Raw genomic sequence first — 24,203 nt, 5'->3', positions numbered from 1 at the left:
CCGGAGCCGGTCAGGAGGCCAGCCGGTACCGGGCGACGGCGAGATCCGCGCCGTCGATCTCGGGGCTGCGGCCCGAGACGAGATCGGCGAGCAGGCGGCCCGAGCCGCAGGCCATGGTCCAGCCGAGCGTGCCGTGCCCGGTATTGGTGTAGAGATTCGCGAAGGGCGTCGGGCCGATGATCGGCGTCCCATCCGGCGTCATCGGCCTCAGGCCCGTCCAGAAGGTGGCGCGGCCGAGATCCCCGCCCCGCGGGAACAGGTCGCTGACCGAATGGGCGAGCGTCTCGCGGCGAGGCCCCCGCAGGGTCCGGCTGAAGCCGGCGAGCTCCGCGGTGCCCCCGACCCGGATCCGGTCGCCGAGCCGGGTGATCGCGACCTTGTAGGTCTCGTCCATCACCGTCGAAACGGGGGCGGCCTCCGCATCGATGACCGGCAGGGTCAGGGAATAGCCCTTCACCGGGTAGACCGGGAGCGCAATCCCGAGCGGGCGCAGGAGCGCCGGGGTGTAGCTGCCCATGGCCGCCACGTAGACATCGGCGGTGAGCAGGCTGCCCGAGGCGGTCTCGACGCCCGCGATCCGATCACCCTCCCGGACCAAGCGTTTGATCGCGGTGCCGTAGCGGAAATCGACGCCGAGCTCCGCGCAGAGCCTTGCCAGGGCCTGCGTGAAGAGATGGGCATCGCCCGTCTCGTCCCCGGGCAGGCGCAGGCCACCGACGAACCGGTCGGCGACGCGCCCGAGGGCCGGCTCCGCCGCGATGCAGCCGGCGGGATCGAGCAGCTCGTAGGGCACGCCGTAGGCGTCGAGCACCCGGGTGTCGTCGCCGACATGGTCGAGCTGGGCCTGCCTGCGGAAGAGCTGCAGCGTGCCGCGCTCGCGGTGGTCGTAGGCGATGCGGGTCTCGGCCCGCAATTCCCGCAGCACGTCCCGGCTGTATTCGGCGAGGCGCACCATGCGCCCCTTGTTGCGGATGTAGGCCTCCTCCGTGCAGTTCGCGAGCATGCGGGCGAGCCAGCCGTAGAGGCGAGGTTCGAGGCGCGGCCAGAGCACCAGCGGGCGATGGCGCATCATCAGCCATTTCAGCGCCTTGACCGGGATACCGGGCGCCGCCCAGGGCGCGGAATAGCCGGGCGAGACCTGGCCCGCATTGGCGAAGCTCGTCTCCAGCCCGGCCCCCGGCTGGCGGTCGATCACCGTCACCGCATGGCCGGCCTTGGCGAGGTAATAGGCGGAGGTGACGCCGACCACGCCGCCGCCGAGGATCATCACATGCATGGACAGGCTCCTCAGGCGTCGGTGTAGAGGCGGTGGAAACGGTGGCCGAGGCGCGTCAGGACCTCGTAGCCGATGGTGCCGGCGGCCCGCGCGACCGCATCGACGTCGCGCCGGGGACCGATGACGTCGACGAGGCTGCCGACGGCGATGGCGTCCCGGGGCACCTCGCTCACGTCGAGGACGACGCTGTCCATGGAGACGCGCCCCACGACCGGCAGGCGGATCGCGCCGTACCAGGCTTCCCCGCGGTCCGAGGCGCTGCGCAGGAAGCCGTCGGCATAGCCGATCGCCACCGTGGCGAGCCGGGTCTCGCGGCGGGTCGCCTGCGTGTGCCCGTAGCCGACCGCGACGCCGGCCGGCACGTCGCGCAGCTGCATCACCCGCGCCTGCAGCCGCACCACCGGCCGCATCGGGTTCGGCCGCCCCGGCTGCGGGGCGAGGCCGTAGAGCGCCGCCCCCGGCCGGACGAGATCGGCATGGAAGCCGGCCCCGAGACAGATTCCCGACGAGGCCGCGAGGCTCCCCGGCAGGCCGGGAAAGAGCCGGCGGGCTTGCGCGAAGGCGGCGCGCTGCGCCTCGTTGGCACCGTTGCCGGGATCGTCGGCGCAGGCGAGATGGCTCATCAGCGCCTGCAGGTCGATGCCCTCCCGGGCGGCGGGATCGGCGGCGAGCGCTGCGAGCTCCGGCGCGGAAAAGCCGAACCGGGTCATGCCGGTATCGACCTGCAGGATCGCGGGAAGGCGCCGCCCGAGCCGCCGGGCCAGCGCCTGCCAGGCGGCCCGCTGCGCCGGGTCGTTGAGCACGGGCACGAGGTCGCCGGCCACGCATTCCGCCTCGGATCCCGGCGCGGCGCCGTGGAGCACGACGATGCGCGGGCCGTGGCCGAGCAGGGCGCGCAGTTCGAGCCCCTCGTCGAGATGGGCCACGAAGAAGTCCCGGCAGCCCGCCGCCGCGAGGGCCGGGGCGATGCGGGCGATGCCGAGGCCGTAGGCATCGGCCTTCACCACCGCGCCGCAGATCGCGGGCGCGGCAAGCGCCGCTAGGCTCCGGTAATTCGCGGCCAGCGCCGCGAGGTCGATCGTCAGGATGCCGCCGGAGCGCGCCGCACGACCCTGCGCCAACCTCAAGGCATCGAAACGAACGGGCACCAAGGCGGGACTCAATCGCAGCCGTCGGAGGCCGCAGAGATAGCATGGCCGTGGGCGGCATTTCCCGCCGATCTGCGACAGCCTATGCCGTTCGATCTATAATCCGCGGCATCTTCTTCGATATCACGGCAGATCGTTCGAATGGTCCATCTCGACGCCATCGATCAGGAGATCGTCCGCATCCTTCGCGACGACGGCCGGATCAGCAATGCGGACCTCGCGGCGAAGATCGGCCTCTCGCCCTCCTCCTGCCTGCGCCGCGTCCGCGCCCTCGAACAGAGCGGCGTGATCCGCGGCTATGCGGCCCTGATCGATATGGGCTCGGACCGCCCGGAACTGGTGGTGCTCACGCAGATCTCGCTGGAACGGCAGACGGAGGATTTCCTGAACCGCTTCGAGGCGGCGATCCGGCGCTGCCCGGAGGTGCAGGATTGCTACCTGATGACCGGCAGCGCCGATTATCTCGTGAAGCTGCACGTCAAGGGCGCGCCGGATTACGAGCGGGTGCACAAGGAGGTGCTGTCCCGCATCCCCGGCGTCGCCCGCCTGCAATCGAGCTTCGCCATCCGGACCGTGGTGACGCCGCAGGGCCGTTGACCGCCCGGATCCCGCATGTCGTCCTGCCGCGGGACGCCGCGGGCGTTCACCGCATTGACCGGGCGCTAACCGGTCCGTGCGAAGGTCCGTCCCAGGGCCACGTTGCGTATCGGCCTGCGTCGCGGTCGCCCGCGACACGCCCCGCTGCCTCTCCCGGCAGCGGGGCCGCGTCGTTTCGGGGACCTGAAACGCCTCAGATCGTCTGGCCGAAGATGCGCGCGACCTGGGGGATGTCCTTGTCGCCGCGGCCGGAGAGGTTGAGCACCATCAGGTGATCGGCGGGCTTGGTCGGGGCGAGGTCGATGACCCGGGCCAGGGCATGGGCCGGCTCCAGCGCGGGGATGATCCCCTCCAGCGACGAGCAGAGCTTGAACGCCTCCAGAGTCTCCGAATCCGTGGCCGAGAGATAGGTCACGCGGCCCATCTCGTGCAGCCAGGCATGCTCCGGCCCGATGCCGGGATAGTCGAGGCCCGCCGAGATCGAGTGGGCGTCGGCGATCTGGCCGTCCTGGTCCATCAGGAGATAGGTGCGGTTGCCGTGCAGCACGCCCGGCCGGCCGCCGGTGAGGGAGGCCGCATGCAGGCCGCTCTCGACGCCGTGGCCCGCCGCCTCGACCCCGTAGATCTCGACCTCGCGGTCGTCGAGGAAGGGGTGGAACAGGCCCATGGCGTTGGAACCGCCGCCGATGCAGGCGATCAGCGAGTTCGGCAGCCGGCCTTCCAGGGCCAGCATCTGCTGCTTGGTCTCCTGGCCGATCACCGACTGGAAGTCGCGCACCATGGCCGGATACGGATGCGGGCCGGCCACCGTGCCGATGCAGTAGAAGGTGTCGGCGACGTTGGTGACCCAGTCGCGCAGGGCCTCGTTCATCGCGTCCTTGAGGGTGCGCGTGCCCGACTGGACCGGCACCACCTCGGCGCCCAGCATCTTCATGCGGAAGACGTTCGGCGCCTGCCGCTCCACGTCGACGGCGCCCATATAGACCACGCATTTCAGGCCGAAGCGGGCGCAGAGGGTGGCGGTGGCCACGCCGTGCTGGCCGGCGCCGGTCTCCGCGATGATCCGCGGCTTGCCCATGCGGCGCGCGAGCAGGATCTGCCCGAGCACGTTGTTCACCTTGTGGGAGCCGGTGTGGTTCAGCTCCTCGCGCTTGAAGTAGATCTTGGCGCCGTGGCCCGCGGGCGCCTGCGCCCGGAGGTGCTCGGTCAGACGCTCGGCGTAATAGAGCGGGCTCGGCCGGCCGATATAGTGGGTGCCGTAGCTCTCCATGTCCGCCGTGAAGGACGGGTCGGCCTTGGCCTCGGCATAGGCCTTCTCCAGGTCGAGGATCAGCGGCATCAGCGTCTCGGCCACGAAGCGGCCGCCGAAGATGCCGAAGCGGCCGCGCTCGTCCGGCCCGGTGCGGAAGGAGTTCGGTTCGGGGGCGAGGGTCACGGGTACGGATCCTTGGAACGGGACAGGTCGGCTTTCCCGGCTGCCTAGACCTGTCGGCGCATCATCGCAATGCGACCGGCGCACCCTCGGGTGACGAACGGCGGGCACCGGATGGTGTTAGGGTCGCACCGATCCGGCGCACCTTGCCGCACGAGGCGATCCATGACCGTGGACATCAACGATTACGTCGCCCGCGACTCCGACGAGAACACCATGACGGTCCTGAAGGTCGAGGGAGACCGGGCCCTGTGCAGCTGGTACCCGGACGGCGAAGTCGAGGGCGATCCGGTCGAGGAGTGGATCCCGCTGGCGGAGCTCACCGTCCTGCAGAAGGCCCTGCGCCCGCGCTGACGCGGGCGCAGGGCCTTCCGGGGCTTGGCGAGGCTGCCCGGTCAGGGGTCCTGGTTCAGGCGGTTGGCGAGCTGGTCGGCAAATTTCGCCGCGGCCACCGAGAGCAGGCGGCCCCGAAGCTGGGCCAGCACCATGGTCATGGGCTCGAGATCGGCCGGATCGATCGGGCGGCTGCGCAGCCGCTCGTCCTGCGGGATGCCGATCTCGACCTGCAAGCCGACCAGATCCTGCCGCAGCGCCAGGTTGCGCAGGAACTCGTAGGAACTCGATTCCACGGCCGTCATCAGGTCGAATCCCCGGCGGCCGAAGGCATGGGCGATGTGGTGGCGGATGGCGAGGGAGGCATCCGGAAGCGCCAGCGCATAGGAGAGGCAGTCCCGCAGGCGGATCGGGCCGGTCCCCGCCGCGAGCGGGTGCTCGGCCCGCATATAGGCATGGATCGGCTGGCGCCCCGCATACAGGATGTGCAGCTCCGCCGAGGGCGGCGGTTGCAGCACCAAAGCGAGGTCGGCCTCGAAGGTGGAGAGCGCCGCGATCGCCTGCCCGTAATCCCGCACCTGCACGCTGAACCCGACCTGCGGGAACTTCGTCCGGTAGATCTCCGCCTCTTCCGGAATCAGCCGCGTCACGAAAGCCTGGCTGCAGGCGAGCCCGATATGGCCGCGGCGCACGCCGGACAGATCGGCGATCTGCGAGCGGACCCGCTCCAGATCGGCGTTCCGGTCACGGATGTGCCGCACCAGGAGCTCGCCGGCCGCGTTCAGGCGCATCCCGGTCGCCAGCCGTTCGAAGAGCGGCGTTCCGAGCTCGAACTCCATGTCCTGGATCTGGCGCGTCAGGGCCGAGGGCGTGAGGTTGAGACGCTCCGCGGCACGGCGGATCGAGCCGCTGCGGGCGACTTCGAGGACGTAGTTCAAGGGGCGCAGATGCTTCATGACCGCTTCGCTCCGAGGCGGTGACCTGCCAGAGTGTTGACCTATACGCAACAGGTTGGTCGCTAGATGGCACTCGTTTGCAACTCTGCTTGCCCCTAGGGTTGGCGCCATCAGCCGAGCGGCTCGCGGGCCCCGGCTTCGAGGAGCCCTCCGTGCCGCCCTTCCCGACCATCCCCGCCCTGCACGCCGCCTATGCCGAGGGCCTGACGCCGCGGGCCGTGGTGGCGGCGTTCTACGAGCGGCTGCGGGGCATCGACGATCCCGGCATCTTCCTGGCGCTGGTGCCGGAAGCGGAGGCGCTGGCGGCCGCCGAGGCCCTCGGGACCTTCGCGCCGGAGACGAAGCCGCTCTGGGGCGTGCCCTTCGCGGTCAAGGACAATATCGACGTGGCCGGATTGCCGACCACGGCAGCCTGCCCGGACTTCGCCTATGTGCCGGAGGAGACGGCGCCGGCCGTGCAGCGCCTTCTCGCGGCGGGCGCGATCCTCGTCGGCAAGACCAATCTCGACCAGTTCGCGACCGGGCTCGTCGGGGTGCGCACGCCCTATCCCGCACCGCGCAATGCCTGCGATCCGGCCTATGTGCCGGGCGGCTCCAGCAGCGGCTCCGCGGTCGTGGTCGGGCACGGTCTCGTCGCCTTCGCGCTGGGCACCGACACGGCGGGATCGGGCCGCGTGCCGGCCGGGCTCAACAACGTCGTCGGCCTCAAGCCGTCCCTCGGCTCGGTCTCGAACCGCGGCATGGTGCCGGCCTGCCGGACCCTGGACACGATCTCGGTCTTCGCGGGCACCGTGGCGGATGCGGATACCGCCTTCCGGGTGATGGCCGGCTACGATCCCGAAGATCCCTGGTCGCGGCGGCTGCCGCTTCCGCCCCGGCCCACCGGCCTGCCCCCGGGCCTGCGCCTCGGCGTGCCGGATGCGCAGGGCCGCCGCTTCCACGGCGATGGGCAGGCGGAGCAGGCCTTCGATGCGGGCCTGGAATGTCTGGCCGGCCTCGTCGGCGAAACCGCGCGGCCGATCGACTTCGCCCCGCTCTTCGCGGTGGCGGAGCTGCTCTATACCGGCCCCTGGGTGGCGGAGCGCTACGAGGCGATCCGCCCCGTCATCGAGGAGCGGCCCGAGATCCTGCACCCGACGACGCGGACCGTCATCGCCCATGCGAAAAGCTACGCGGCCGCCGACGCCTTCGCCGGCCTCTACCGGCTCGCGGAGCTGCGCCGGGCGGCGGAGCGCATCTTCGAGGACGTGGACGTGCTCGTGGTGCCCACCTACCCGCGTCCCCGCACGGTCGCGGATCTCGCCATCGACCCGATCGGGCCGAACAGCGAACTCGGCACCTACACCAATTTCGTGAATCTGCTCGATTGGTGCGCCCTCGCCGTGCCCGGCCCGCGTCGCGAGGACGGCCTGCCCGCCAGCCTCACCCTGCTCGCCCCGCGGGGACAGGACGGGCTTCTCGCCGCCCTCGGCGCCCGCCTTCACGCGGCGGCGGGCGTCACGCTCGGCGCCGGAGACGTCCCGGCCCCGGCGCCGGCGGACGGCCCCGCGCAGGCGGCCCCCGGAGAGATCGAGATCGTCGTGGTCGGGGCGCATCTGTCGGGCCTGCCTCTCAATCGCGAATTGACCGATCTCGGCGCCCGTTTCCTGCGCAGCGGCCCGACCCGGCCGGATTACCGCCTCTACGCCCTGGCCGGCGGGCCGCCGCAGAGGCCCGGCCTCCTGCGCGTCGGGGACGGAGCGGGCGCGGCGATCGAGACCGAGGTCTGGGCCCTGCCGCCCGCCGGCTTCGGCCGCTTCGTCGCGGGCATTCCCGCGCCCCTCGGCATCGGCACCGTTCGGCTCGCCGACGGCACCGCGCCGAAAGGTTTCCTCGTCGAGGCCGAGGGCGTGACGGGCGCCGCCGACATCACGGAATCCGGCGGCTGGCGCGCCTTTCTGGCAAAGGCCTGACAGTGCGGTCGGGCCGCCGGCGCGCCGGCACGGCCGTTGCATTCTCAGCAACGGGCCACTCGGAAAGTAGCACTCGTTTGCAACGATCCCGCCGATTAGGCTTCTCTTCGTCCCAAGTTTCCCGTCAGATCCCACCCTCAGGAGCGCGTCGATGATTGCCCGCCGTACAGTTCTTGCCGGTCTCGGCGCCGCCGGCCTCGGCCTCGCCACGCGCGGGCGCGCGTTCGCCGCCGGGAACGTCACCGTCGGCTTCATCTATGTCGGGCCGAAAGACGATTACGGTTACAACCAGGCCCATGCGCTGGCCGCCAAGGCGCTGAAGGGCCTGGACGGCGTCGAGGTGACCGAGGAGGAGCGCGTCCCCGAGACCAACGCGGTCGAGAAGACCATGGAGAGCATGATCAATCTCGACGGGGCGAGCCTGCTCTTCCCGACCTCCTTCGGCTACTTCAACCCCTACCTGCTGGCCGAGGCCAAGAAGCACCCGAAGATCCAGTTCCGCCATTGCGGCGGCCTCTGGACCGACAAGGACCCGAAGAATGCGGGCTCGTATTTCGGCTACATCGCCCAGGGCCAGTACCTGAACGGCATCGTGGCCGGGCACATGTCGAAGTCGAAGAAGATCGGCTTCGTGGCGGCCAAGCCGATCCCGCAGGTGCTCAATAACGTCAACGCCTTCCTGCTCGGCGCCCAGAGCGTCGATCCCTCCATCACCTGCCAGGTGATCTTCACCGGCGAGTGGTCGCTGGCGGTGAAGGAGGCGGAGGCCACCAACGCCCTGATCGACGGCGGCGCCGACGTGATCACCTGCCATGTCGACAGCCCGAAGGTGACGGTCGAGACCGCCGCCCGCCGCGGCGCCTTCGTCTGCGGCTACCATGTCGACCAGTCGGCCCTGGCCCCGGAGAAGTACCTGACCGGCGCCGAATGGAACTGGCTGCCGATCTACAAGGGCTTCGTCGAGGACGTGAAGGCCGGCCGCACGCCGCCGAACTTCGTGCGCGGCGGCCTCGCCGACGGCTTCGTGAAGATGAGCCCCTATGGACCCGCCGTGAGCGAGGCGGCCCGCAAGAACGCGGACGCGGTCAAGGCCGAGATGCTCAAGGGCGGCTTCGAGATCATCAAGGGCCCGCTCAAGGACAATACCGGCAAGGAGATCCTCGCCGCCGGCAAGGGCCTGCCCGAGAAGGCGGTGGAGCTCGAGAGCACGAGCTACCTCGTGGCCGGGGTGAAGGGCTCGGTGTAAGGCGGCGAAGACCCTCCCCCCGCCGGGGGGAGGGATCGACCGGCGCGGCTGGCACGGTTCCTGCCCCGCCCGTTGCAACCCCGGGTTAAGGAACGCCGAACGTGGTCGCGGACGCTGCCCCCTCGCCGATGAGCGTCGCCCCGCCCCGGGCTCCGGCCGGCCTCCAGGCCCGCGCCTGGCTCGCGCGCCGCTCCGAAGCCCTGGCGATTCCCCTCGGAGCGGCGGTCGGCGGCTTCCTGCTCTTCAGCTTGTTTTTGCTGGCCTTGGGCAAGTCCCCCCTGGCCCTGGCCGACCTCGTCTGGCGCGGCGGCTTCGGCTCCGCCTTCGCCCTCCAGAACAGCCTGCAGCGGGCCGCGCCCCTGCTCTTCGCCGCCCTCTGCGTAGCGCTGCCCGCCCGTCTCGGGCTGGTGGTGATCGGCGGCGAGGGCGCGATCGTGCTCGGTGGCCTCGCCGCAGCGGTCATCGCGCAGCCTTTGAGCGGGGCATCGCCCCTCGTCGCCCTCCCGGCCATGGCGCTCTTCGCCATGGTGGTCGGCGGGATCTGGATCGGCGCGGTCGGCTTCCTCCAGGCCTATCGGGGCGTGAATGCCACCATCGCCAGCCTTCTGATGTCCTACATCGCCATCGCCGTTTCGAACCACCTGATCGAGAACGTCTTCCGCGATCCGGCGAGCCTCAACAAGCCCTCCACCTACGGCATCGGCGACGCCAACATGATCGGCCAGATCCCGGGCGTCGGCGTGCATTGGGGCCTCGGCTTCGGCATCCTCGCCTGCCTCGTCGCCTACCTGCTGATGGACCGCACCACTTTGGGCTTCGCCGCCCGCATCGCCGGCGGCAACGTGCGCGCGGCGCAGATCCAGGGCCTGCCGGTCGGCCGCCTCATCGTCGGCTTCACGGCGCTGGGCGGCGCCTTCGCAGCCCTCGCCGGCTTCTTCGAGGTCGCCGCCGTGCAGGGCAACGCCAACGCGACGCTCGCCGCGGGCTACGGCTACACCGGTATCCTCATCGCCTTCCTGGCGCGGCAAAATCCTCTGGCAATCCCGCCGGTTGCCCTGCTGCTCGGCGGCATCGAGGCCTCGAGCGGCCTGATCCAGCGGCGGCTGCAACTGCCCGATGCCACCGTGCTGGTACTGGAAGGCCTGCTCTTCCTCGTCGTTCTGGTGAGCGAAACCTTCTACGGCCGCTTCAAGATCTTCAATCCGCATCTCTGGGCGCAGAAGCAGGCGGCGGGAGCGTGAGGCGGCGATGAGCAACGATCTCGGCCTCTGGAACGTGCTGCTCGCGGTGATCGGCGGGGCGATCCGCGTCTCGACACCGTTCCTGTTCGTGAGCCTCGGCGAGACCATCACCGAGCGCTCCGGGCGCATCAATCTCGGGCTCGAAGGCACCCTCGTCTTCGGGGCGATGTCGGCCTATGCCACCGCGGTGATGACCGGCTCGCCCTGGGCGGGCGTGGCGGTGGCGGGCCTCTGCGGGGCCGGCTTCGGACTGCTGCACGGCTATGTCTGCAGCTTCCCTCGGGTAAACGACATCGCCATCGGCATCGCCCTGATGCTGTTCGGCTCCGGTCTCGCCTTCTTCCTCGGCAAGCCGTTCATCCAGCCCTCCGCCCCGCCCCTGCCGGCGATCTCCTTCGGCTTCTGGTCGGATCTTCCGCAGGTCCAGGCGGCGCTGCGCGTCAATGTGCTGTTCCTGATCGGCGCGGCGATGGCGGTCTTTCTGTGGTGGGCCTTCCGCAACACCAAGGCCGGGCTCATCATCCGCGTGACCGGCGACAGCGCCGATGCCGCCCGGGCCATGGGCTACGACGTCGACCGTGTCCGCCTCTACGCCACGGCGGCAGGCGGCGTCCTCGCCGGGATCGGAGGGGCCTATCTCTCCCTCTACTATCCCGGCTCCTGGAACGAGGGCATCTCCTCCGGCCAGGGCCTGATGGCGGTGGCCCTCGTCATCTTCGCCCGCTGGAATCCCCTCGCCTGCTTCGGGGCCGCGCTCCTCTTCGGCGGCGCCGGGGCGCTCGGCCCCGCCCTGCAATCGGTCGGCATCAGCCAGGGCTACTATCTGTTCTACGCCGCCCCCTACGTCCTCACCCTCGCCCTGCTCATCGCTACCTCCTCGCCCGACCGGGCGCTGGCCGGGGCGCCGGGCGAATTGTCCCTGTCCAAGTAAAGCGTCCAGGTTCAAGGAGTTCTCGATGAATGGCCTCGGCGGACTGAACAAATCCCCGAACGGCGTCGTCATAGGCCTCGTGCAGCTTCAGTTGCCGACGGTCGTCACGAAAGCGGACCTGAAGGCACAGACCGACCGCATCGTCGCCATGGTCGCGAAGGCACGCGCCAACATGGCGGGCATGGATCTCGTCGTGTTCCCCGAATACGCCCTGCACGGGCTGTCGATGGACACCAACCCCGAGATCATGTGCTCCCTCGACGGGCCCGAGGTCGCGGCCTTCAAGAAGGCCTGTATCGACAACAAGATCTGGGGTTGTTTCTCCATCATGGAGTTCAATCCCGGCGGCTACCCGTACAATTCCGGCCTGATCATCGACGATACGGGCGAGCTCAAGCTCTACTATCGCAAGATGCACCCCTGGGTGCCGGTCGAGCCGTGGGAGCCGGGCGACCGCGGCATCCCGGTGATCGAGGGACCGAAGGGCGCCAAGATCGCCCTCATCATCTGCCATGACGGCATGTTCCCGGAAATGGCCCGGGAATGCGCCTATAAGGGCGCCGAGATCATGATCCGCACCGCCGGCTACACCGCCCCGATCCGCGAATCCTGGCGCTTCACCAACCAGTCCAACGCCTTCTGCAATCTCATGGTCACGGCCAACGTCTGCATGTGCGGCTCGGACGGCGTCTTCGACTCCATGGGTGAAGGCATGATCGTCAATTTCGACGGCTCGATCATCGCCCACGGCACCACCGGCCGGGCAGACGAGATCATCACCGCGGAGGTGCGGCCGGACCTCGTCCGCGAGGCGCGCCTGCACTGGGGCGTGGAGAACAACATCTACCAGTTCGGCCACCGCGGCTACACGGCGGTGAAGGGCGGGGCCGGCGATTGCCCCTACACATACATGCACGACCTCGCCGCCGGCCGTTACCGGCTGCCCTGGGAGGACCAGGTGAAGGTCGTCGACGGGACGAGTTGCGGCTTTCCCGCCCCGACCCGTTCCTATGGTGAGCGTCAGTCCCCCCAGGCCCAGGAGGCGGCGGAATGAGCATCCTTCCCTTCCCGTCCCCGGAAGTCTCGGTCTCCGGCACCTATGTCGCGTCCGAGCCCTATCCCTGGCCCTATGACGGCTCGCTCAGGCCGGAGAACACGGCCCTCGTCATTATCGACATGCAGACCGATTTCTGCGGCAAGGGCGGCTATGTCGACGCCATGGGCTACGACTTGGCGCTGACCCGGGCGCCGATCGGGCCGATCGGCCGCCTGCTCGAAGCGGCACGGGCGAAGAGCTACCACGTCATCCACACCCGCGAGGGGCATCGGCCGGATCTTGCGGACCTGCCGGCCAACAAGCGCTGGCGCTCCCGCCGCATCGGCGCGGGCATCGGCGATCCCGGCCCCTGCGGCCGGGTGCTGGTGCGCGGCGAGCCCGGCTGGGAGATCATCCCGGAACTCGCGCCTCTGGCCGACGAGCCGGTCATCGACAAGCCCGGCAAGGGTTCCTTCTGCGCGACCGACCTGGAGCTGATCCTAACGACACGGGGCATCCGCAACCTGATCCTTACCGGCATCACGACGGATGTCTGCGTGCACACGACCATGCGCGAGGCCAACGACCGCGGTTTCGAATGCGTGATCGTCTCCGACGGCACCGCTGCGACCGATCGCGGCAACCACGAGGCCGCGCTCAAGATGGTGACCATGCAGGGCGGGGTCTTCGGCGCCGTCGCCTCCTCGGAAGCCATCCTCGCCGCAATAGGCTGATGCCCCTTCCCTCCCCCGCGTGGGGAGGAGCCACCTGGGCACGATCGGAGAGACCGATGAGCGAGACACCGGAAGAAGCCGCCATCGGCGTCGAGACCATCGGCATGACGAAGCGCTTCGGCGGCTTCACGGCGCTGGATGATGTCTCGATGAAGATCGAGGCGGGTGGCTTCCATGCCCTGCTCGGCGAGAACGGCGCCGGCAAGTCCACCCTCGTCAAATGCGTGATGGGCTTCTACGCGCCGACCTCCGGCTCCGTTCTGGTCGATGGGCGCGAGGCCGAGATCACCAACCCGAAGGGTGCGCAGGAGCGCGGCCTCGGCATGGTCTACCAGCACTTCACCCTGGTGCCCTCGCTTACGGGCGCGGAGAACCTCGTCATCTCCCGGGCCGACGCACCGAAGGTGATCCATTGGGCGACCGAGCGCGAGCGCCTGTCTGCCTTCATGACCGGCATGCCGTTCAAGCTGAACCTCGACCGGCCGGTCGCGGAGCTGGCGGCGGGCGAGAAGCAGAAGCTCGAGATCGTCAAGCAGCTCTACCTCAAGGCCCGCTTCCTCATCCTCGACGAGCCGACCTCCGTGCTCACCCCCGGCGAGGCCGAGGAGGTGCTGGGGCTGCTGCGCGCCATGACCGACAAGGGCGATCTCACCGTCCTGATGATCAGCCACAAGTTTCGCGAGGTGGAGGCTTTCGCCCGCTCCCTGAGCGTCCTGCGCCGGGGCCGGCTCGTCGGCGGGGGCGCGGTCGGCACGCTCTCGCGCGCGGACATGGCGGCGATGATGGTGGGCGAGCGCGTGACCCGCGCGCCCGCCGCCCGCATCGGCACCCCGGACGAGGACCGAGAGGTGCTGCAGGTGGAGAGACTGACGGCGACCGACGTGTCGGGCCTGCGCCACATCGTCATCGACGACCTGCGGGTGCGGGCGCGGGAGGTCGTCGGCATCGCCGGCGTCTCCGGCAACGGCCAGAAAGAACTCGCCGATGTGCTCGGCGCGCAGCTGCGCGCCACCGGCGGGCGCGTCGTGGTGGCAGGTACGCCCTATTCCGGCAGCCGGGCCGAGAGCCGGGCGCGCAAGGTCCGCTTCATCCCGGAGGAGCCCCTGCGCAATGCCTGTGCCCCCCTGATGTCGGTGGCCGAGAATATCGGCTTCCGCGCTTTCGACCGCCGGCAGGACGATCCCGCCCGGGCGCCGACCTTCTGGCTGGACCGGGGGGCCCTCACCAAGCGCGCCCACGAGCTGATCGGCCGCTTCGGCGTGAAGACCGCCTCCGCGGCCGCGCCCATCGCCACCCTGTCGGGTGGCAACGTTCAGCGCGCGGTGCTCGCCCGGGAGCTGACCGACCCGGTCGACCTGCTGATCGTGGTCAATCCCTGCTTCGGCCTCGACTTCGCCGCCGTGTCGGAGATCCGCAGCCGCATCATCGCCGCGCGCAACGAGGGCGCGGCCGTCCTGCTCATCAGCGAAGATCTCGACGAGATCCTCGAGCTCTCGGACAGGGTGCTGGTGATGTCGGAAGGCCGGATCGTGCACGAGACGCTGGCCGCACAGGCCAACATCGCCGAGATCGGCCGCTTCATGGCCGGCCATCACTGAGTTTGCGGAGAGGCCTCAGTAGATCAGGCCGGCCCGCTTCAGTTCGCGCTCGACCTCGTCGCAGGCCGCATCCAGCGGGTCGTCGTTGCTGGCCAGCGGCGGCATGAGCGGCGTCATGGGGGCGAAATCGAAAAGTTCGGGGGGCGCATCGACGATGCGGGCGCCGCCAGTCTCCGGCTCCGTATCCTGCCGCCGGGTGAGGCCGGGGAACAGCTTCGACAGCATGCGCGCCTCCTGAGAGACAAACCGGGCATTGGTTCTGCCGGTTCCGGCCCGGCATGGCCTGTCGAGCCGAGAGTCTGCCGCGCCCATCCTGTCTGCAGCGGCGCAGCGTTTCAACCCCTGCGAGCATCTTCGCGCCAGCGCTCCGCGAGGCGGGCAGCCGTTGCCGGGGCGGAGCGATCGCTTCATCGCAGCTTCGTGAAATGCGGCGGCGGCAAGCTGTGCTATCGATCGATCATAGCGTTTCACACCTGACCTCCGCCCCGCAGCCTCATTTCGGCTCGCGGGGTTTTTCTTGTGGCCGACCGGCTTCTCTCCGGACTCGCTCCAGGGCCTCTCCGCCCCGCGAGGACAGCGTCGGGCGCAATTTGGCCCTCCCAGGCGTTTTCATCCCAGAAAATCGTCCCAAATCTTCAGAGCAATTTGGATTCATCGTTCATTGACCTGATCAAGCTCCCCGAACATCCTTGTATGCATGCGGCTCCATCGCGTGCGTCACCGGAACTCCGAGCCGGTGGCGCGCAGGAGTGCGACCAGTGTTCAGGATCGATGGTCTCTTCCGAACCTCGCATCGCTCTCCAGGCCGTCGGCTTCCGCCACGGGGCGAGCCCCGTGCTCGGCCATGTCGACCTGTCCATCGCGGAAGGGGAGCGCGTCGGCATCCTCGGGCGCTCGGGGGTGGGCAAATCGACCCTGCTGCAGATCTTGGCGGGCCTTGCGGCCCCTTCTGCCGGCACCCTGCGGGTCGATGGCGCGGCCGTACGCGGGCCGGTTCCAGGCTGCACAGTCATGTTCCAGCGGCCCGCGCTGCTGCCCTGGGCCAGCGTCCTGGACAACGTGCTGCTGCCCGCCCGCCTCTCCGGCCGGCTGGCCCGTGATGGGGCTAGCTGCGCGGCGGAAGCGCAGCGCCTGCTGGACGATCTCGGCCTCGCCGAGCGGGCGCAGGCCAAGCCTCACCAGCTCTCCGGAGGCCAGCAGCAGCGGGCGGCGCTCGCCCGGGCGCTCGCGAGCGCGCCGCGTATCCTGCTCCTCGACGAGCCCTTCTCCGCCCTCGATCCCGAGATGCGCGCGAGCCTGCGGGCCGATGTGCTGCGCCTGTCCCGCGCCCGCGGCCTCACCCTCGTGATCGTCACCCACGACCTCGCCGACGTGGCGGCGCTCGCCGAACGCGCGGTGGTGCTCGGCGGCCGCCTGGCTCGGGTCACGGCGGACTTCTCCCTCGGTGCCGATGCGGAGGCCGAGTTGCGCCGACGCTTTGGCTCCCCTCCCGACGCGACCGGCCGCCACGCCGCCTGACCCCGAGCCTCTCGATGACCGCCCCCGACGACATCTCCGCCCTGTGGACGCATGAATGGGCTCGCGCCGACTGGAGCCGGCGCGACACCCTCGATGCCCTCGCCCGCGGTGGTCTCGCTGCCCTCCTGGGCGGCGGTGGCCTCGCACTCTCCGGCAAGGCAGCCCATGCGGCCGACGACGAGACCGTGCGCATCGGCTACCTGCCGATCACCGACGCCACCGCCCTGCTGGTGGCCCACGCCAAGGGTTACTTCGAGGAGGCGGGCCTCAAGGTTGCCGAGCCGACGCCGGTGCGCTCCTGGTCGGCCCTGGTCGAGGGCTTCGCGGCGGGCAAGTTCAACCTCGCCCATCTGCTCAAGCCCATCCCGGTCTGGATGCGCTACAACAACAAGTTCCCGGTCAAGATCCTGGCCTGGGCCCATACCAACGGGTCGGGCATCGTCGTCGGCGGCAAAAGCGGCATCGCCGACTTCAAGGGCCTCACGGGAAAACGCGTCGCGGTGCCCTACTGGTACTCGATGCACAATGTCGTGCTGCAATACGCCCTGCGGGAATCCGGCGTGACCCCGGTGATCCGCGGCGAGGCCGGCCCGAACGAATGCGCCCTTCAGATCCTGGCACCGCCGGAGATGCCGGCGGCGCTGGCGGCGGGTAAGATCGACGGCTACATCGTCGCCGAGCCCTTCAACGCGCTGGGCGAGATCAAGGCTGGGGCGCGGATGCTGCGCTTCACCGGGGACATCTGGAAGAACCATCCCTGTTGCGTGGTCGTCGCCCATGAGCGGCAGGTGGCGGCGAACCCCGAATGGACGGGCAAGGCGGTCGACGCCATCGTACGGGCCCAGGCCTATTGCGTGAAGAACCGCGAGGAAGTCGCCCGCCTGATCTCCAAGGAGGGCCGCGGCTACCTGCCGATGCCCGCCGAGGTGGTGGTGAAGGCGGTGACCGATTACGGGCCGGCCTACGAGCAGAACGGGGCGATCCGCCACCGTGACTGGGCCGCGCAGCGGATCGATTTCCAGCCCTGGCCGTATCCTTCCGCCACCAAGCTCATCGTCGAGGCCATGGGCAAGACCGTGGTCGAGGGCGACGCCACCTTCCTGAACGGGCTCGACCCGGATTTCGTGGCCAAGGACCTCGTCGACGACCGCTTCGTCACCGCCTCTCTCAAGCGCTATCCCGAATGGCCGGGCGCAGCGGATGCGGCCGCGCTCACCCGCCAGGAAGTCCTGAGCCTGTGAGCGGCGGCGCGACCGATGCGGCGCTCGCCGTCGAGCCGGGGACCGCACCGGCCCGGCCGCGCCTCGCCCTCGACGGTCTCGTCGCCCGTCTGGCGCCGCTGGTGGGCTTGTTCGGCCTGCTCGGCCTCTGGTTCGCGGGCGGACTGATCCTGGAGAGCGTGCCGGCCTACTCCGCCTTCGCCGGCTTCGCACCGGGGCCGGCCCTCACATCCTTCGCGGAGCTGATCGCCTCCGGCGAGGCGTGGCGGGCGGCGGGGCCGAGTTTGGCGCGGATCGGGCAGGGGCTCGCCGTCGCCTTCCTGCTCGGCGCGCCGCTGGGGCTGCTCGTCGGCTCCTCGCCGCTGGCGGAGCGGCTCCTGCAGCCGCCGTTCCAGCTCCTGCGCATGATTTCTCCACTCGCCTGGATGCCGATCGCGGTGCTGACCTTCCCGAGTTGGGACGGGGCCATCGTCTTCCTGATCGCGGCGGCCGCGATCTGGCCGATCCTGTTCGCCACCGCGGCCGGGGTGAAGCGGGTCGACCCGGTCTGGCTCGCCATGGCGCGCAATCTCGGCGCGGGCCCGCTCGCAAGCCTGCGCCGGGTCGTGGTGCCGGCGGTGCTGCAGGACATCCTCACCGGCCTGCGCCTCGCTCTGGGCGTCGCCTGGATCGTGCTGGTGCCGGCTGAGTATCTCGGGGTCACCAGCGGGCTAGGCTACGCCATCAACGATGCCCGCGACACCCTCTCCTATGACCGCCTCGCCGCCCTCGTCCTTCTGATCGGACTGATCGGCTACGCCCTCGACAGCGCGCTGGGTCGGCTCGCCGCCCACGCCCGCTGGATTCCCGCAACGTGAGGAAACGCTTCATGACCGCCACGGCCGCCAACGAGATCGTCCAGACCTTCGAGAAGACTTTTGAGCCGATCGACCGTGACAGACTGCACGCCCTTTCCGAGAAAGGCCGCTCCGACCCCAGCGTCGTGAAGACCGTTCGGGCCAAGACCATCGCGGAAGGCCGTCGCTTCCGCCACCTCAACTACATCCGCAATCTCGAGCCCCATATCGTGGACGAGCCTCCGGCGCTGCTCGGGGACGACACCGCTCCGAACCCGACCGAGGCCCTTCTCGCCGCCCTCGGCACCTGCGTGGCCGTCGGCATCCAGGCCAATGCAGTAGCCCGCGGCTGGACCGTGAAGGGCATCACGATCGAATCCGAGGGCGACATCAACATCACCTCGGTCTGGGGCACGGGCGATCTCTCCGAGAAGCCGGTCGGCCTGACCGCCGTGCGGCTGAAGGCGCATCTCGACATCGAGGGCGCGAGCGCGGCGGAGCTCGACGCGCTCGTGGCCCACGCAGCGCAATGGTCGCCAGTGCTCAACACTGTGAAGAACCCCGTCGACGTCACCCTGGCCCGGGCCTGACGCCGCCATGGCCGCCAGCGCCCGCCTCGCGACGCCGCGCACCGTCACGGACATCGTGCGCGACGAGCTGCGCCCACGCCTGTCCGCCATCGATGCCGGGGAATATCCTGAGAGCGTGCTGCGCTCGCTCGGGGCGGCCGGTGCCTTCAGCCACCATATCGGCGACAACCCGGATGGGCTGCTCGGAGCCGTGGATGCGATGGCCGAGGCGGGCGAGGCCTGCCTCTCCACCGCCTTCTGCACTTGGTGCCAGGACGCCCTGGTCTGGTATCTCGCCCGCTCCGAGGAAGCCGGTCCCCGCCGCCACCTCGCAGCCCTCGCCGCGGGAGAAGGCCTCGGCGGCACCGGCCTCTCCAATCCGATGAAAGCGTTCGCCGGCATCGAGCCCCTGGCGCTGCAGGGCCAGCGCGAGGGCGGCGGCTACCGTGTGCATGGACGCCTGCCCTGGGTCTCGAATCTCGCCCCCGGGCACCGCTTCGCCGGCATCTTCGCCCTGCCGGACGGGCGGCGGGTGATGGGGCTGTTCGAGTCCGGAACCGAAACGGTCGCGCTGTCGGCCAATGCCCGCTTCGTGGCTTTGGAGGGGACCGGCACCTACACGGTGCTGGTGCGGGACGCCTTCCTCGCCGACGAGGATGTGATCTCCCACGATGTCGCGACCTTCGTGCCGCGCATCCGCAACGGCTTCGTGCTGCTCCAGACCGGGATGGGCCTCGGCCTCGCCCGGGGCGTGGCCGCGCTGATGCGCGCGGATGCCCGCGGCCGCCGGGACGCGGCCTTCCTGCCGCTCGGCCCCGAGGGGATCGAGGCGCGGGCGGAGGCCCTGCGGGAACGCGTCGTCGCGGCCGCCCGCAACCACGGGGAGACGGACCGGGCGACCTTTCTGGACACCCTGCGCCTGCGCCTGGACGTGTCGTTCTTGGCGCTGGAGGCGGCGCAATCCGCCATGCTGCAATTCGGGGCCCGCGGCTACCTGGAGGGCGCGGAAGCCTTCCGCCGCCTGCGCGAGGCGCAGTTCGTGGCGATCGTCACCCCGTCGGTGAAGCACATCACCACCGAACTGGCGCGGGAGGCCTGACGCCGCCGCGCCGCAGCGTGGCGCGACGGCACAAGCCCGCTCAATGCAAGCGGAATTCCGCGCCCACGGCCCGGAGCTCCGCCGGCTTGATCAGGCGGCTGTGGCAGACCTTCACCGAATGCAGGGGCCCGTCGAGCGTCTTCTGCCAGAAGCTCAGGAAGCGTTTCAGTTCGGGGAAGTTCGGGAAGAGATCGAGCTCCTGCCAGACGAAGACCTGAAGCAAGTGCGGGTGGTCCGGCAGGTGGTAGAGGATCTCGGCCGTGGTGAGTCCGTATCCTTCGAGTCGGCGGCGGAAGCTGGTCGCAGTGGTCACGGTGCACTCCGTTCACGCATCGCCGCGGCACCTCCGGTCGCCGCGACGTCGGTGATGCGCGGCAGGCCAGTGGCGGAGCGACGATCCAGGATTCCTCTTGCAAAGCTGGGGCCGCGGCCATCGCTCGGATGGCCCGCGGCCCGGCCCTCGTGGCTCAGAAATCGGGCGCACCGGCAGGCGGCAGCGGCGCCTTCTCCTTCGGCCGGTCGGCGACCAGGGCCTCGGTGGTCACCAGAAGGCCCGCCACGGAAGCGGCATCCTGCAGGGCGGTGCGCACCACCTTGGCCGGGTCGACGATGCCGGCCTCGACGAGATCCCCGTAGGTCTCGGTCTGCGCGTCGAAGCCGAAGGTGTCCGAGCCGCTCTCGACGATCTTGGCGACGACGATCGAACCCTCGACGCCGGCATTGGCAGCGATCTGGCGGATCGGGGCTTCGAGCGCCTTGAGCACGATGTTGATGCCGGCCTTCACGTCGGCATTGTCGCTCGTCAGCGCCGATACGACCGCCTTGGCGCGCAGCAGGGCCGTGCCGCCACCGGGGACGATGCCCTCCTCGATCGCCGCCCGCGTCGCGTTGAGCGCGTCGTCCACGCGGTCCTTCTTCTCCTTGACCTCGACCTCGGTCGCGCCGCCGACGCGGATCACCGCGACGCCGCCAGCGAGCTTGGCCAGGCGCTCCTGGAGCTTCTCACGGTCGTAGTCCGAGGTGGTCTCCTCGATCTGCGCCTTGATCTGGCCGACACGGGCCTCGATGTCGGCCTTCTCGCCGAGACCGTCGACGATGGTCGTGCTCTCCTTGTCGATGCGCACGCGCTTGGCCTGACCGAGCAGGCCGAGCGTCACGTTCTCCAGCTTGATGCCGAGATCTTCCGAGATGGTCTGGCCGTTGGTCAGGATCGCGATGTCCTCCAGGATCGCCTTGCGGCGATCGCCGAAGCCCGGCGCCTTGACGGCCGCGACCTTGAGGCCGCCGCGGAGCTTGTTCACGACGAGAGTGGCCAGAGCCTCGCCCTCGACATCCTCGGCGATGATCAGCAGGGGCCGGCTCGATTGGACGACCGCTTCCAGAACCGGCAGCAGCGGCTGAAGGGAAGAGAGCTTCTTCTCGTGGATGAGGATGTAGGGATCCTCGAGTTCGGCGATCAGCTTCTCCGCATTGGTCACGAAGTAGGGCGAGAGATAGCCGCGATCGAATTGCAGGCCCTCGACGACGTCGAGCTCAGTCTCGGCGGTCTTGGCCTCCTCGACGGTGATGACGCCTTCCTTGCCCACCTTCTCGACCGCCTGCGCGATCAGGCGGCCGATCTCCTTGTCGCCGTTGGCGGAGATCGTGCCGACCTGGGCAATGGCGTCGGACGCGGTCACCTTGCGGGCGCGACCGGTGATGTCCTTCACCGCGGCGGCCGTGGCGAGGTCGATGCCGCGCTTCAGGTCGAGGGGGTTGAAGTTTGCCGCGACCGCCTTTGCGCCCTCGCGGACGATCGCCTGGGCGAGCACGGTCGCGGTGGTGGTGCCGTCACCGGCCAAATCGTTGGTCTTCGCTGCGACCTCGCGCAGGAGCTGCGCGCCGAGATTCTCGAAGCGATCCTCCAGCTCGATCTCCTTGGCGACGGTGACGCCGTCCTTGGTGATGCGCGGCGCCCCGAAGCTCTTCTCGATCACGACGTTGCGACCCTTCGGGCCGAGCGTCACCTTGACGGCATCCGCGAGGATGTCGACGCCGCGCAGAAGCCTTTCGCGGGCATCTCCCGAAAACTTCACGTCCTTTGCTGCCATTCCCATCCTCCAAGATTGCTGGTTACGGGCCAGATCAGGCCGCGATCACGCCGAGAATGTCGGATTCCTTCAGGATCAGGAGATCCTGGCCGTCGATCTTGACTTCGGTGCCGGCCCATTTGCCGAACAGCACCCGGTCGCCGACGGTCACGTCGAGCGCGTTCAGGTGTCCCTGCTCGTCGCGGGCGCCCGGGCCGACGGCGACGACCTCGCCTTCCTGAGGCTTCTCCTTGACGGTGTCGGGGATGATGATGCCGCCCTTCGTCCGCTCGTCGCTGTCCACGCGCCGCAGAAGAACGCGGTCGTGCAGGGGTCGAAACGCCATCGCCGTGGCTCTCCCAAGTCCGTTGGTGTCGATCCGGTGGCCCCGAGGGGCCGATCCAAGAGCCTCAGCGTGGCCGCGACCGTTCTTTTAGTCAACTGGATTGTTCTTTTTAAAGAACGAAGTTCGAGAGGACGATTGCGCCATCCGGGCGGCAGTCCGGGAAGAAATCTCTCGCTCCATCGTCCGGGGAGTGGGGCCGGCGATCCCAGCGCCTCGACGCACGGTCGCGCCGTGTGCGAGAGCCGCCGAAGCGGCTGGCGAAGAGGTGACCCGGATTAAAGCCGTGCGCCGAACGTGCCGGGGCGTGATTGTCTTGGCCCGGGCCGCCGAACATTGATAGCGTCGTGCAGGAGTGGCCCGCTTCGAGGCCACCGGGAGGAAAACCGCATGAGTCTAGGCGTTGCCGACGGGGTCGGGCATCAGGCGTTCGCCCCGACATGGCTGTCACGGGAGCGCATCGTCGCCAAACCCGGCTTCAACCGATGGCTGGTGCCCCCGGCCGCCCTCGCGATCCATCTCTGCATCGGCATGGCCTATGGCCTGTCCGTGTTCTGGCTGCCCCTGTCCCGGGCGCTCAGCGTCGGGCAGCCGGCGCCGGCGAGTTGCCCGGACATGAGCGTGCTCACGGCGCTGTTCACCACCCGCTGCGACTGGCGCGTCAGCGACCTCGTCATCGTCTTCTCCATCGGCATCGTCGTGCTCGGCATCTCAGCGGCCCTGTTCGGCGGCTGGCTCGAACGGGCGGGCCCGCGCAAGGCGGGCGTGGTGGCCGCGCTCTGCTGGGGCGGCGGCTTCCTGATCGGCGCCCTCGGCGTCCACCTGCACCAGCTCTGGCTGATCTGGCTCGGCATGGGCCTGATCGGCGGCATCGGGCTGGGGCTCGGCTACATCTCCCCCGTCTCGACGCTGATCAAATGGTTCCCCGACCGGCGCGGCATGGCGACCGGCATGGCGATCATGGGCTTCGGCGGCGGCGCGATGATCGGCTCGCCGCTGGCCGACACCCTGATCAAGACCTTCCGCAGCCCGGAATCCGCCGGCGTCTGGCAGACCCTCGTCGTGATGGGCATCGGCTACCTGCTGTTCATGCTGGGCGGTGCCTTCGGCTACCGCGTGCCGCCGGCCGGCTGGGCCCCGGAGGGCTGGACGCCGCCGGCCGCCAAGAACGCGATGATCGCCTCCGGCCACGTGCATCTGCGCGACGCGCACAAGACGCCGCAATTCTGGCTGCTCTGGCTGGTGCTCTGCCTCAACGTGTCGGCCGGCATCGGCGTGCTGGCCCTCGCCTCGCCCATGTTGCAGGAGATCTTCGGCGGCAAGCTGATCAACCTTCCCGAGGTCGGGTTCGGGCAACTCGACGCCGGGCAGAAGACCCAGGTCGCGGCCATCGCCGCGGGCTTCGTCGGCCTCCTGTCCCTGTTCAACATCCTCGGCCGCTTCTTCTGGGCCTCGATGTCGGACAAGCTCGGCCGCAAGCTCACCTACGCGATCTTCTTCGGCCTCGGCGTCGCGCTCTACGCCGCCGCGCCCTGGGCCGCGGGGATCGGCTCGACGGCCCTGTTCGTGGGCTTCTTCTGCGTGATCCTGTCGATGTATGGCGGCGGCTTCGCCACCATCCCCGCCTATCTCGCTGATGTGTTCGGCACGCAGTTCGTCGGCGCCATCCACGGCCGCCTGCTCACCGCCTGGTCGACGGCGGGCGTGATCGGACCGGTCGTCGTCACCGCGATCCGCCAGCATCAGGTCGATGCCGGCGTGACCGGCGTCGATCTCTACGCACGTACGATGTACGTGCTCGCGGTCTTCCTCGCCGTCGGCTTCGTCTGCAACCTCGCGGTGCGTCCCCTCGCCCGGCGCTGGTTCATGCCGGAGACCGAGGTCGCGGCGCTCGAGGCCAAGGGCAGGACGGGCGCTGCGACGCGAGGAGGCGCCCAGGGCATCGGCCGCGGCGGCGTCTCGGCCGGCGCGGCCCTGGCCTGGGCCATCGTCGGCATCCCGATCCTCTGGGGCATCTGGATCACCCTATCCAAGGCGCTGATCCTGTTCCGCTGAGCGCGGGACTTAGC

At 69.6% G+C, this 24,203-nt stretch carries 23 protein-coding genes; 15 read left to right on the top strand and 8 right to left on the bottom strand.

Annotated elements, in window-relative coordinates; genetic code table 11:
* Positions 1-10 precede the first annotated feature (10 nt).
* Entirely contained in the window at positions 11-1,276 is a 1,266-nt protein-coding gene (locus MMB17_RS11555) for a D-amino acid dehydrogenase (protein ID WP_238311679.1), read from the bottom strand.
* Between the two features lie 11 nt (positions 1,277-1,287).
* Positions 1,288-2,397: an alanine racemase gene (gene alr, locus MMB17_RS11550; RefSeq protein WP_241102009.1), complete on the bottom strand. Its 1,110-nt coding sequence runs from the start codon at positions 2,395-2,397 to the stop codon at positions 1,288-1,290.
* Between the two features lie 168 nt (positions 2,398-2,565).
* On the opposite strand from alr, the gene MMB17_RS11545 reads away from it, so the two are divergent.
* The gene (locus MMB17_RS11545) at positions 2,566-3,021 is read left to right on the top strand and encodes an Lrp/AsnC family transcriptional regulator (protein ID WP_241102008.1); all 456 of its coding nucleotides are present in this window, start codon (positions 2,566-2,568) and stop codon (positions 3,019-3,021) included.
* A 193-nt stretch (positions 3,022-3,214) separates the two neighbouring features.
* Here MMB17_RS11545 and trpB read toward each other — a convergent pair whose 3' ends face one another.
* The gene (gene trpB, locus MMB17_RS11540; protein WP_238311682.1) at positions 3,215-4,456 is read right to left on the bottom strand and encodes a tryptophan synthase subunit beta; all 1,242 of its coding nucleotides are present in this window, start codon (positions 4,454-4,456) and stop codon (positions 3,215-3,217) included.
* A gap of 162 nt (positions 4,457-4,618) precedes the next feature.
* Between trpB and MMB17_RS11535 the strand changes: the two genes are divergently transcribed.
* On the top strand, positions 4,619-4,807 hold the full coding sequence (locus MMB17_RS11535; RefSeq protein ID WP_241102007.1) for a hypothetical protein: 189 nt from the start codon (positions 4,619-4,621) through the stop codon (positions 4,805-4,807).
* A 41-nt stretch (positions 4,808-4,848) separates the two neighbouring features.
* On the opposite strand, the gene MMB17_RS11530 is transcribed toward MMB17_RS11535, so the two are convergent.
* Positions 4,849-5,742 (bottom strand): LysR family transcriptional regulator, encoded by an 894-nt coding sequence (locus MMB17_RS11530; protein ID WP_238311684.1) that lies wholly within the window; start codon positions 5,740-5,742, stop codon positions 4,849-4,851.
* A 152-nt stretch (positions 5,743-5,894) separates the two neighbouring features.
* Here MMB17_RS11530 and atzF point away from each other — a divergent pair, with 152 nt between their 5' ends.
* The 7 genes from atzF to MMB17_RS11495 all read left to right on the top strand — a co-directional run bounded on the left by atzF (position 5,895) and on the right by MMB17_RS11495 (position 14,480).
* Positions 5,895-7,694 (top strand): allophanate hydrolase, encoded by a 1,800-nt coding sequence (gene atzF, locus MMB17_RS11525; RefSeq protein WP_241102006.1) that lies wholly within the window; start codon positions 5,895-5,897, stop codon positions 7,692-7,694.
* A 151-nt stretch (positions 7,695-7,845) separates the two neighbouring features.
* Positions 7,846-8,940 (top strand): BMP family ABC transporter substrate-binding protein, encoded by a 1,095-nt coding sequence (locus MMB17_RS11520; protein ID WP_238311686.1) that lies wholly within the window; start codon positions 7,846-7,848, stop codon positions 8,938-8,940.
* Between the two features lie 128 nt (positions 8,941-9,068).
* On the top strand, positions 9,069-10,181 hold the full coding sequence (locus MMB17_RS11515; RefSeq protein WP_241102177.1) for an ABC transporter permease: 1,113 nt from the start codon (positions 9,069-9,071) through the stop codon (positions 10,179-10,181).
* A gap of 7 nt (positions 10,182-10,188) precedes the next feature.
* Positions 10,189-11,112: an ABC transporter permease gene (locus MMB17_RS11510; protein WP_238311687.1), complete on the top strand. Its 924-nt coding sequence runs from the start codon at positions 10,189-10,191 to the stop codon at positions 11,110-11,112.
* A gap of 25 nt (positions 11,113-11,137) precedes the next feature.
* On the top strand, positions 11,138-12,166 hold the full coding sequence (locus MMB17_RS11505; protein ID WP_241102005.1) for a formamidase: 1,029 nt from the start codon (positions 11,138-11,140) through the stop codon (positions 12,164-12,166).
* The gene (biuH, locus tag MMB17_RS11500; RefSeq protein WP_241102004.1) at positions 12,163-12,882 is read left to right on the top strand and encodes a biuret amidohydrolase; all 720 of its coding nucleotides are present in this window, start codon (positions 12,163-12,165) and stop codon (positions 12,880-12,882) included. Before MMB17_RS11505 ends, biuH begins: the two co-directional genes overlap by 4 nt.
* 56 nt (positions 12,883-12,938) lie before the next feature.
* A complete protein-coding gene (locus MMB17_RS11495; protein WP_241102003.1) occupies positions 12,939-14,480 on the top strand; it encodes an ABC transporter ATP-binding protein in 1,542 nt (513 codons plus the stop codon).
* Between the two features lie 15 nt (positions 14,481-14,495).
* Here the strand turns inward: MMB17_RS11495 and MMB17_RS11490 are convergent, their stop codons facing one another.
* Positions 14,496-14,705: a hypothetical protein gene (locus MMB17_RS11490; protein WP_238311691.1), complete on the bottom strand. Its 210-nt coding sequence runs from the start codon at positions 14,703-14,705 to the stop codon at positions 14,496-14,498.
* A gap of 546 nt (positions 14,706-15,251) precedes the next feature.
* Here MMB17_RS11490 and MMB17_RS11485 point away from each other — a divergent pair.
* Genes MMB17_RS11485 through MMB17_RS11465 form a run of 5 tightly spaced genes read left to right on the top strand, consistent with a single transcriptional unit; the run spans position 15,252 to position 19,722 of the window.
* Positions 15,252-15,998, top strand: coding sequence for an ABC transporter ATP-binding protein (locus MMB17_RS11485; protein ID WP_241102002.1), 747 nt, complete (start codon positions 15,252-15,254; stop codon positions 15,996-15,998).
* Between the two features lie 14 nt (positions 15,999-16,012).
* Positions 16,013-17,239, top strand: a complete 1,227-nt coding sequence (locus MMB17_RS11480; RefSeq protein WP_241102001.1) for an ABC transporter substrate-binding protein — start codon at positions 16,013-16,015, stop codon at positions 17,237-17,239.
* Complete coding sequence (locus tag MMB17_RS11475) at positions 17,236-18,075, top strand: ABC transporter permease (protein ID WP_241102000.1); 840 nt, start codon at positions 17,236-17,238, stop codon at positions 18,073-18,075. The genes MMB17_RS11480 and MMB17_RS11475 overlap by 4 nt, the downstream gene beginning before the upstream one ends.
* An 11-nt stretch (positions 18,076-18,086) precedes the next feature.
* Positions 18,087-18,644, top strand: coding sequence for an OsmC family protein (locus MMB17_RS11470; RefSeq protein WP_241101999.1), 558 nt, complete (start codon positions 18,087-18,089; stop codon positions 18,642-18,644).
* Positions 18,645-18,651: 7 nt separating this feature from the next.
* Positions 18,652-19,722: an acyl-CoA dehydrogenase family protein gene (locus MMB17_RS11465; protein WP_241101998.1), complete on the top strand. Its 1,071-nt coding sequence runs from the start codon at positions 18,652-18,654 to the stop codon at positions 19,720-19,722.
* A gap of 40 nt (positions 19,723-19,762) precedes the next feature.
* Here MMB17_RS11465 and MMB17_RS11460 read toward each other — a convergent pair whose 3' ends face one another.
* The 3 genes from MMB17_RS11460 to MMB17_RS11450 all read right to left on the bottom strand — a co-directional run bounded on the left by MMB17_RS11460 (position 19,763) and on the right by MMB17_RS11450 (position 22,137).
* Positions 19,763-20,035: an usg protein gene (locus MMB17_RS11460; protein ID WP_238311697.1), complete on the bottom strand. Its 273-nt coding sequence runs from the start codon at positions 20,033-20,035 to the stop codon at positions 19,763-19,765.
* A gap of 154 nt (positions 20,036-20,189) precedes the next feature.
* Positions 20,190-21,812, bottom strand: a complete 1,623-nt coding sequence (groL, locus tag MMB17_RS11455) for a chaperonin GroEL (RefSeq protein WP_241101997.1) — start codon at positions 21,810-21,812, stop codon at positions 20,190-20,192.
* A 34-nt stretch (positions 21,813-21,846) separates the two neighbouring features.
* Positions 21,847-22,137: a co-chaperone GroES gene (locus MMB17_RS11450; protein WP_238311699.1), complete on the bottom strand. Its 291-nt coding sequence runs from the start codon at positions 22,135-22,137 to the stop codon at positions 21,847-21,849.
* Positions 22,138-22,524: 387 nt separating this feature from the next.
* On the opposite strand from MMB17_RS11450, the gene MMB17_RS11445 reads away from it, so the two are divergent.
* A complete protein-coding gene (locus MMB17_RS11445) occupies positions 22,525-24,189 on the top strand; it encodes an OFA family MFS transporter (RefSeq protein WP_241101996.1) in 1,665 nt (554 codons plus the stop codon).
* The last annotated feature ends 14 nt before the right edge of the window (positions 24,190-24,203 follow it).

This window comes from Methylobacterium organophilum (assembly GCF_022533465.1).
In the GTDB taxonomy this organism is placed as follows: Bacteria; Pseudomonadota; Alphaproteobacteria; order Rhizobiales; family Beijerinckiaceae; genus Methylobacterium; species Methylobacterium organophilum.
Note: the sequence above shows the minus strand (reverse complement) of the source record. Positions and strands in the feature narration are given on the sequence as shown.

Excerpts from the sequence above, each read along its gene's own strand:
- MMB17_RS11555 (WP_238311679.1), bottom strand. The coding sequence starts at position 1,276 with ATGCATGTGATGATCCTCGGCGGCGGCGTGGTCGGCGTCACCTCCGCC.
- MMB17_RS11545 (WP_241102008.1), top strand. The coding sequence starts at position 2,566 with ATGGTCCATCTCGACGCCATCGATCAGGAGATCGTCCGCATCCTTCGC.
- MMB17_RS11535 (WP_241102007.1), top strand. The coding sequence starts at position 4,619 with ATGACCGTGGACATCAACGATTACGTCGCCCGCGACTCCGACGAGAAC.
- MMB17_RS11530 (WP_238311684.1), bottom strand. The coding sequence starts at position 5,742 with ATGAAGCATCTGCGCCCCTTGAACTACGTCCTCGAAGTCGCCCGCAGC.
- MMB17_RS11520 (WP_238311686.1), top strand. The coding sequence starts at position 7,846 with ATGATTGCCCGCCGTACAGTTCTTGCCGGTCTCGGCGCCGCCGGCCTC.
- MMB17_RS11515 (WP_241102177.1), top strand. The coding sequence starts at position 9,069 with ATGAGCGTCGCCCCGCCCCGGGCTCCGGCCGGCCTCCAGGCCCGCGCC.
- MMB17_RS11510 (WP_238311687.1), top strand. The coding sequence starts at position 10,189 with ATGAGCAACGATCTCGGCCTCTGGAACGTGCTGCTCGCGGTGATCGGC.
- MMB17_RS11505 (WP_241102005.1), top strand. The coding sequence starts at position 11,138 with ATGAATGGCCTCGGCGGACTGAACAAATCCCCGAACGGCGTCGTCATA.
- biuH (WP_241102004.1), top strand. The coding sequence starts at position 12,163 with ATGAGCATCCTTCCCTTCCCGTCCCCGGAAGTCTCGGTCTCCGGCACC.
- MMB17_RS11495 (WP_241102003.1), top strand. The coding sequence starts at position 12,939 with ATGAGCGAGACACCGGAAGAAGCCGCCATCGGCGTCGAGACCATCGGC.
- MMB17_RS11490 (WP_238311691.1), bottom strand. The coding sequence starts at position 14,705 with ATGCTGTCGAAGCTGTTCCCCGGCCTCACCCGGCGGCAGGATACGGAG.
- MMB17_RS11485 (WP_241102002.1), top strand. The coding sequence starts at position 15,252 with ATGGTCTCTTCCGAACCTCGCATCGCTCTCCAGGCCGTCGGCTTCCGC.
- MMB17_RS11480 (WP_241102001.1), top strand. The coding sequence starts at position 16,013 with ATGACCGCCCCCGACGACATCTCCGCCCTGTGGACGCATGAATGGGCT.
- MMB17_RS11470 (WP_241101999.1), top strand. The coding sequence starts at position 18,087 with ATGACCGCCACGGCCGCCAACGAGATCGTCCAGACCTTCGAGAAGACT.
- MMB17_RS11465 (WP_241101998.1), top strand. The coding sequence starts at position 18,652 with ATGGCCGCCAGCGCCCGCCTCGCGACGCCGCGCACCGTCACGGACATC.
- groL (WP_241101997.1), bottom strand. The coding sequence starts at position 21,812 with ATGGCAGCAAAGGACGTGAAGTTTTCGGGAGATGCCCGCGAAAGGCTT.
- MMB17_RS11450 (WP_238311699.1), bottom strand. The coding sequence starts at position 22,137 with ATGGCGTTTCGACCCCTGCACGACCGCGTTCTTCTGCGGCGCGTGGAC.
- MMB17_RS11445 (WP_241101996.1), top strand. The coding sequence starts at position 22,525 with ATGAGTCTAGGCGTTGCCGACGGGGTCGGGCATCAGGCGTTCGCCCCG.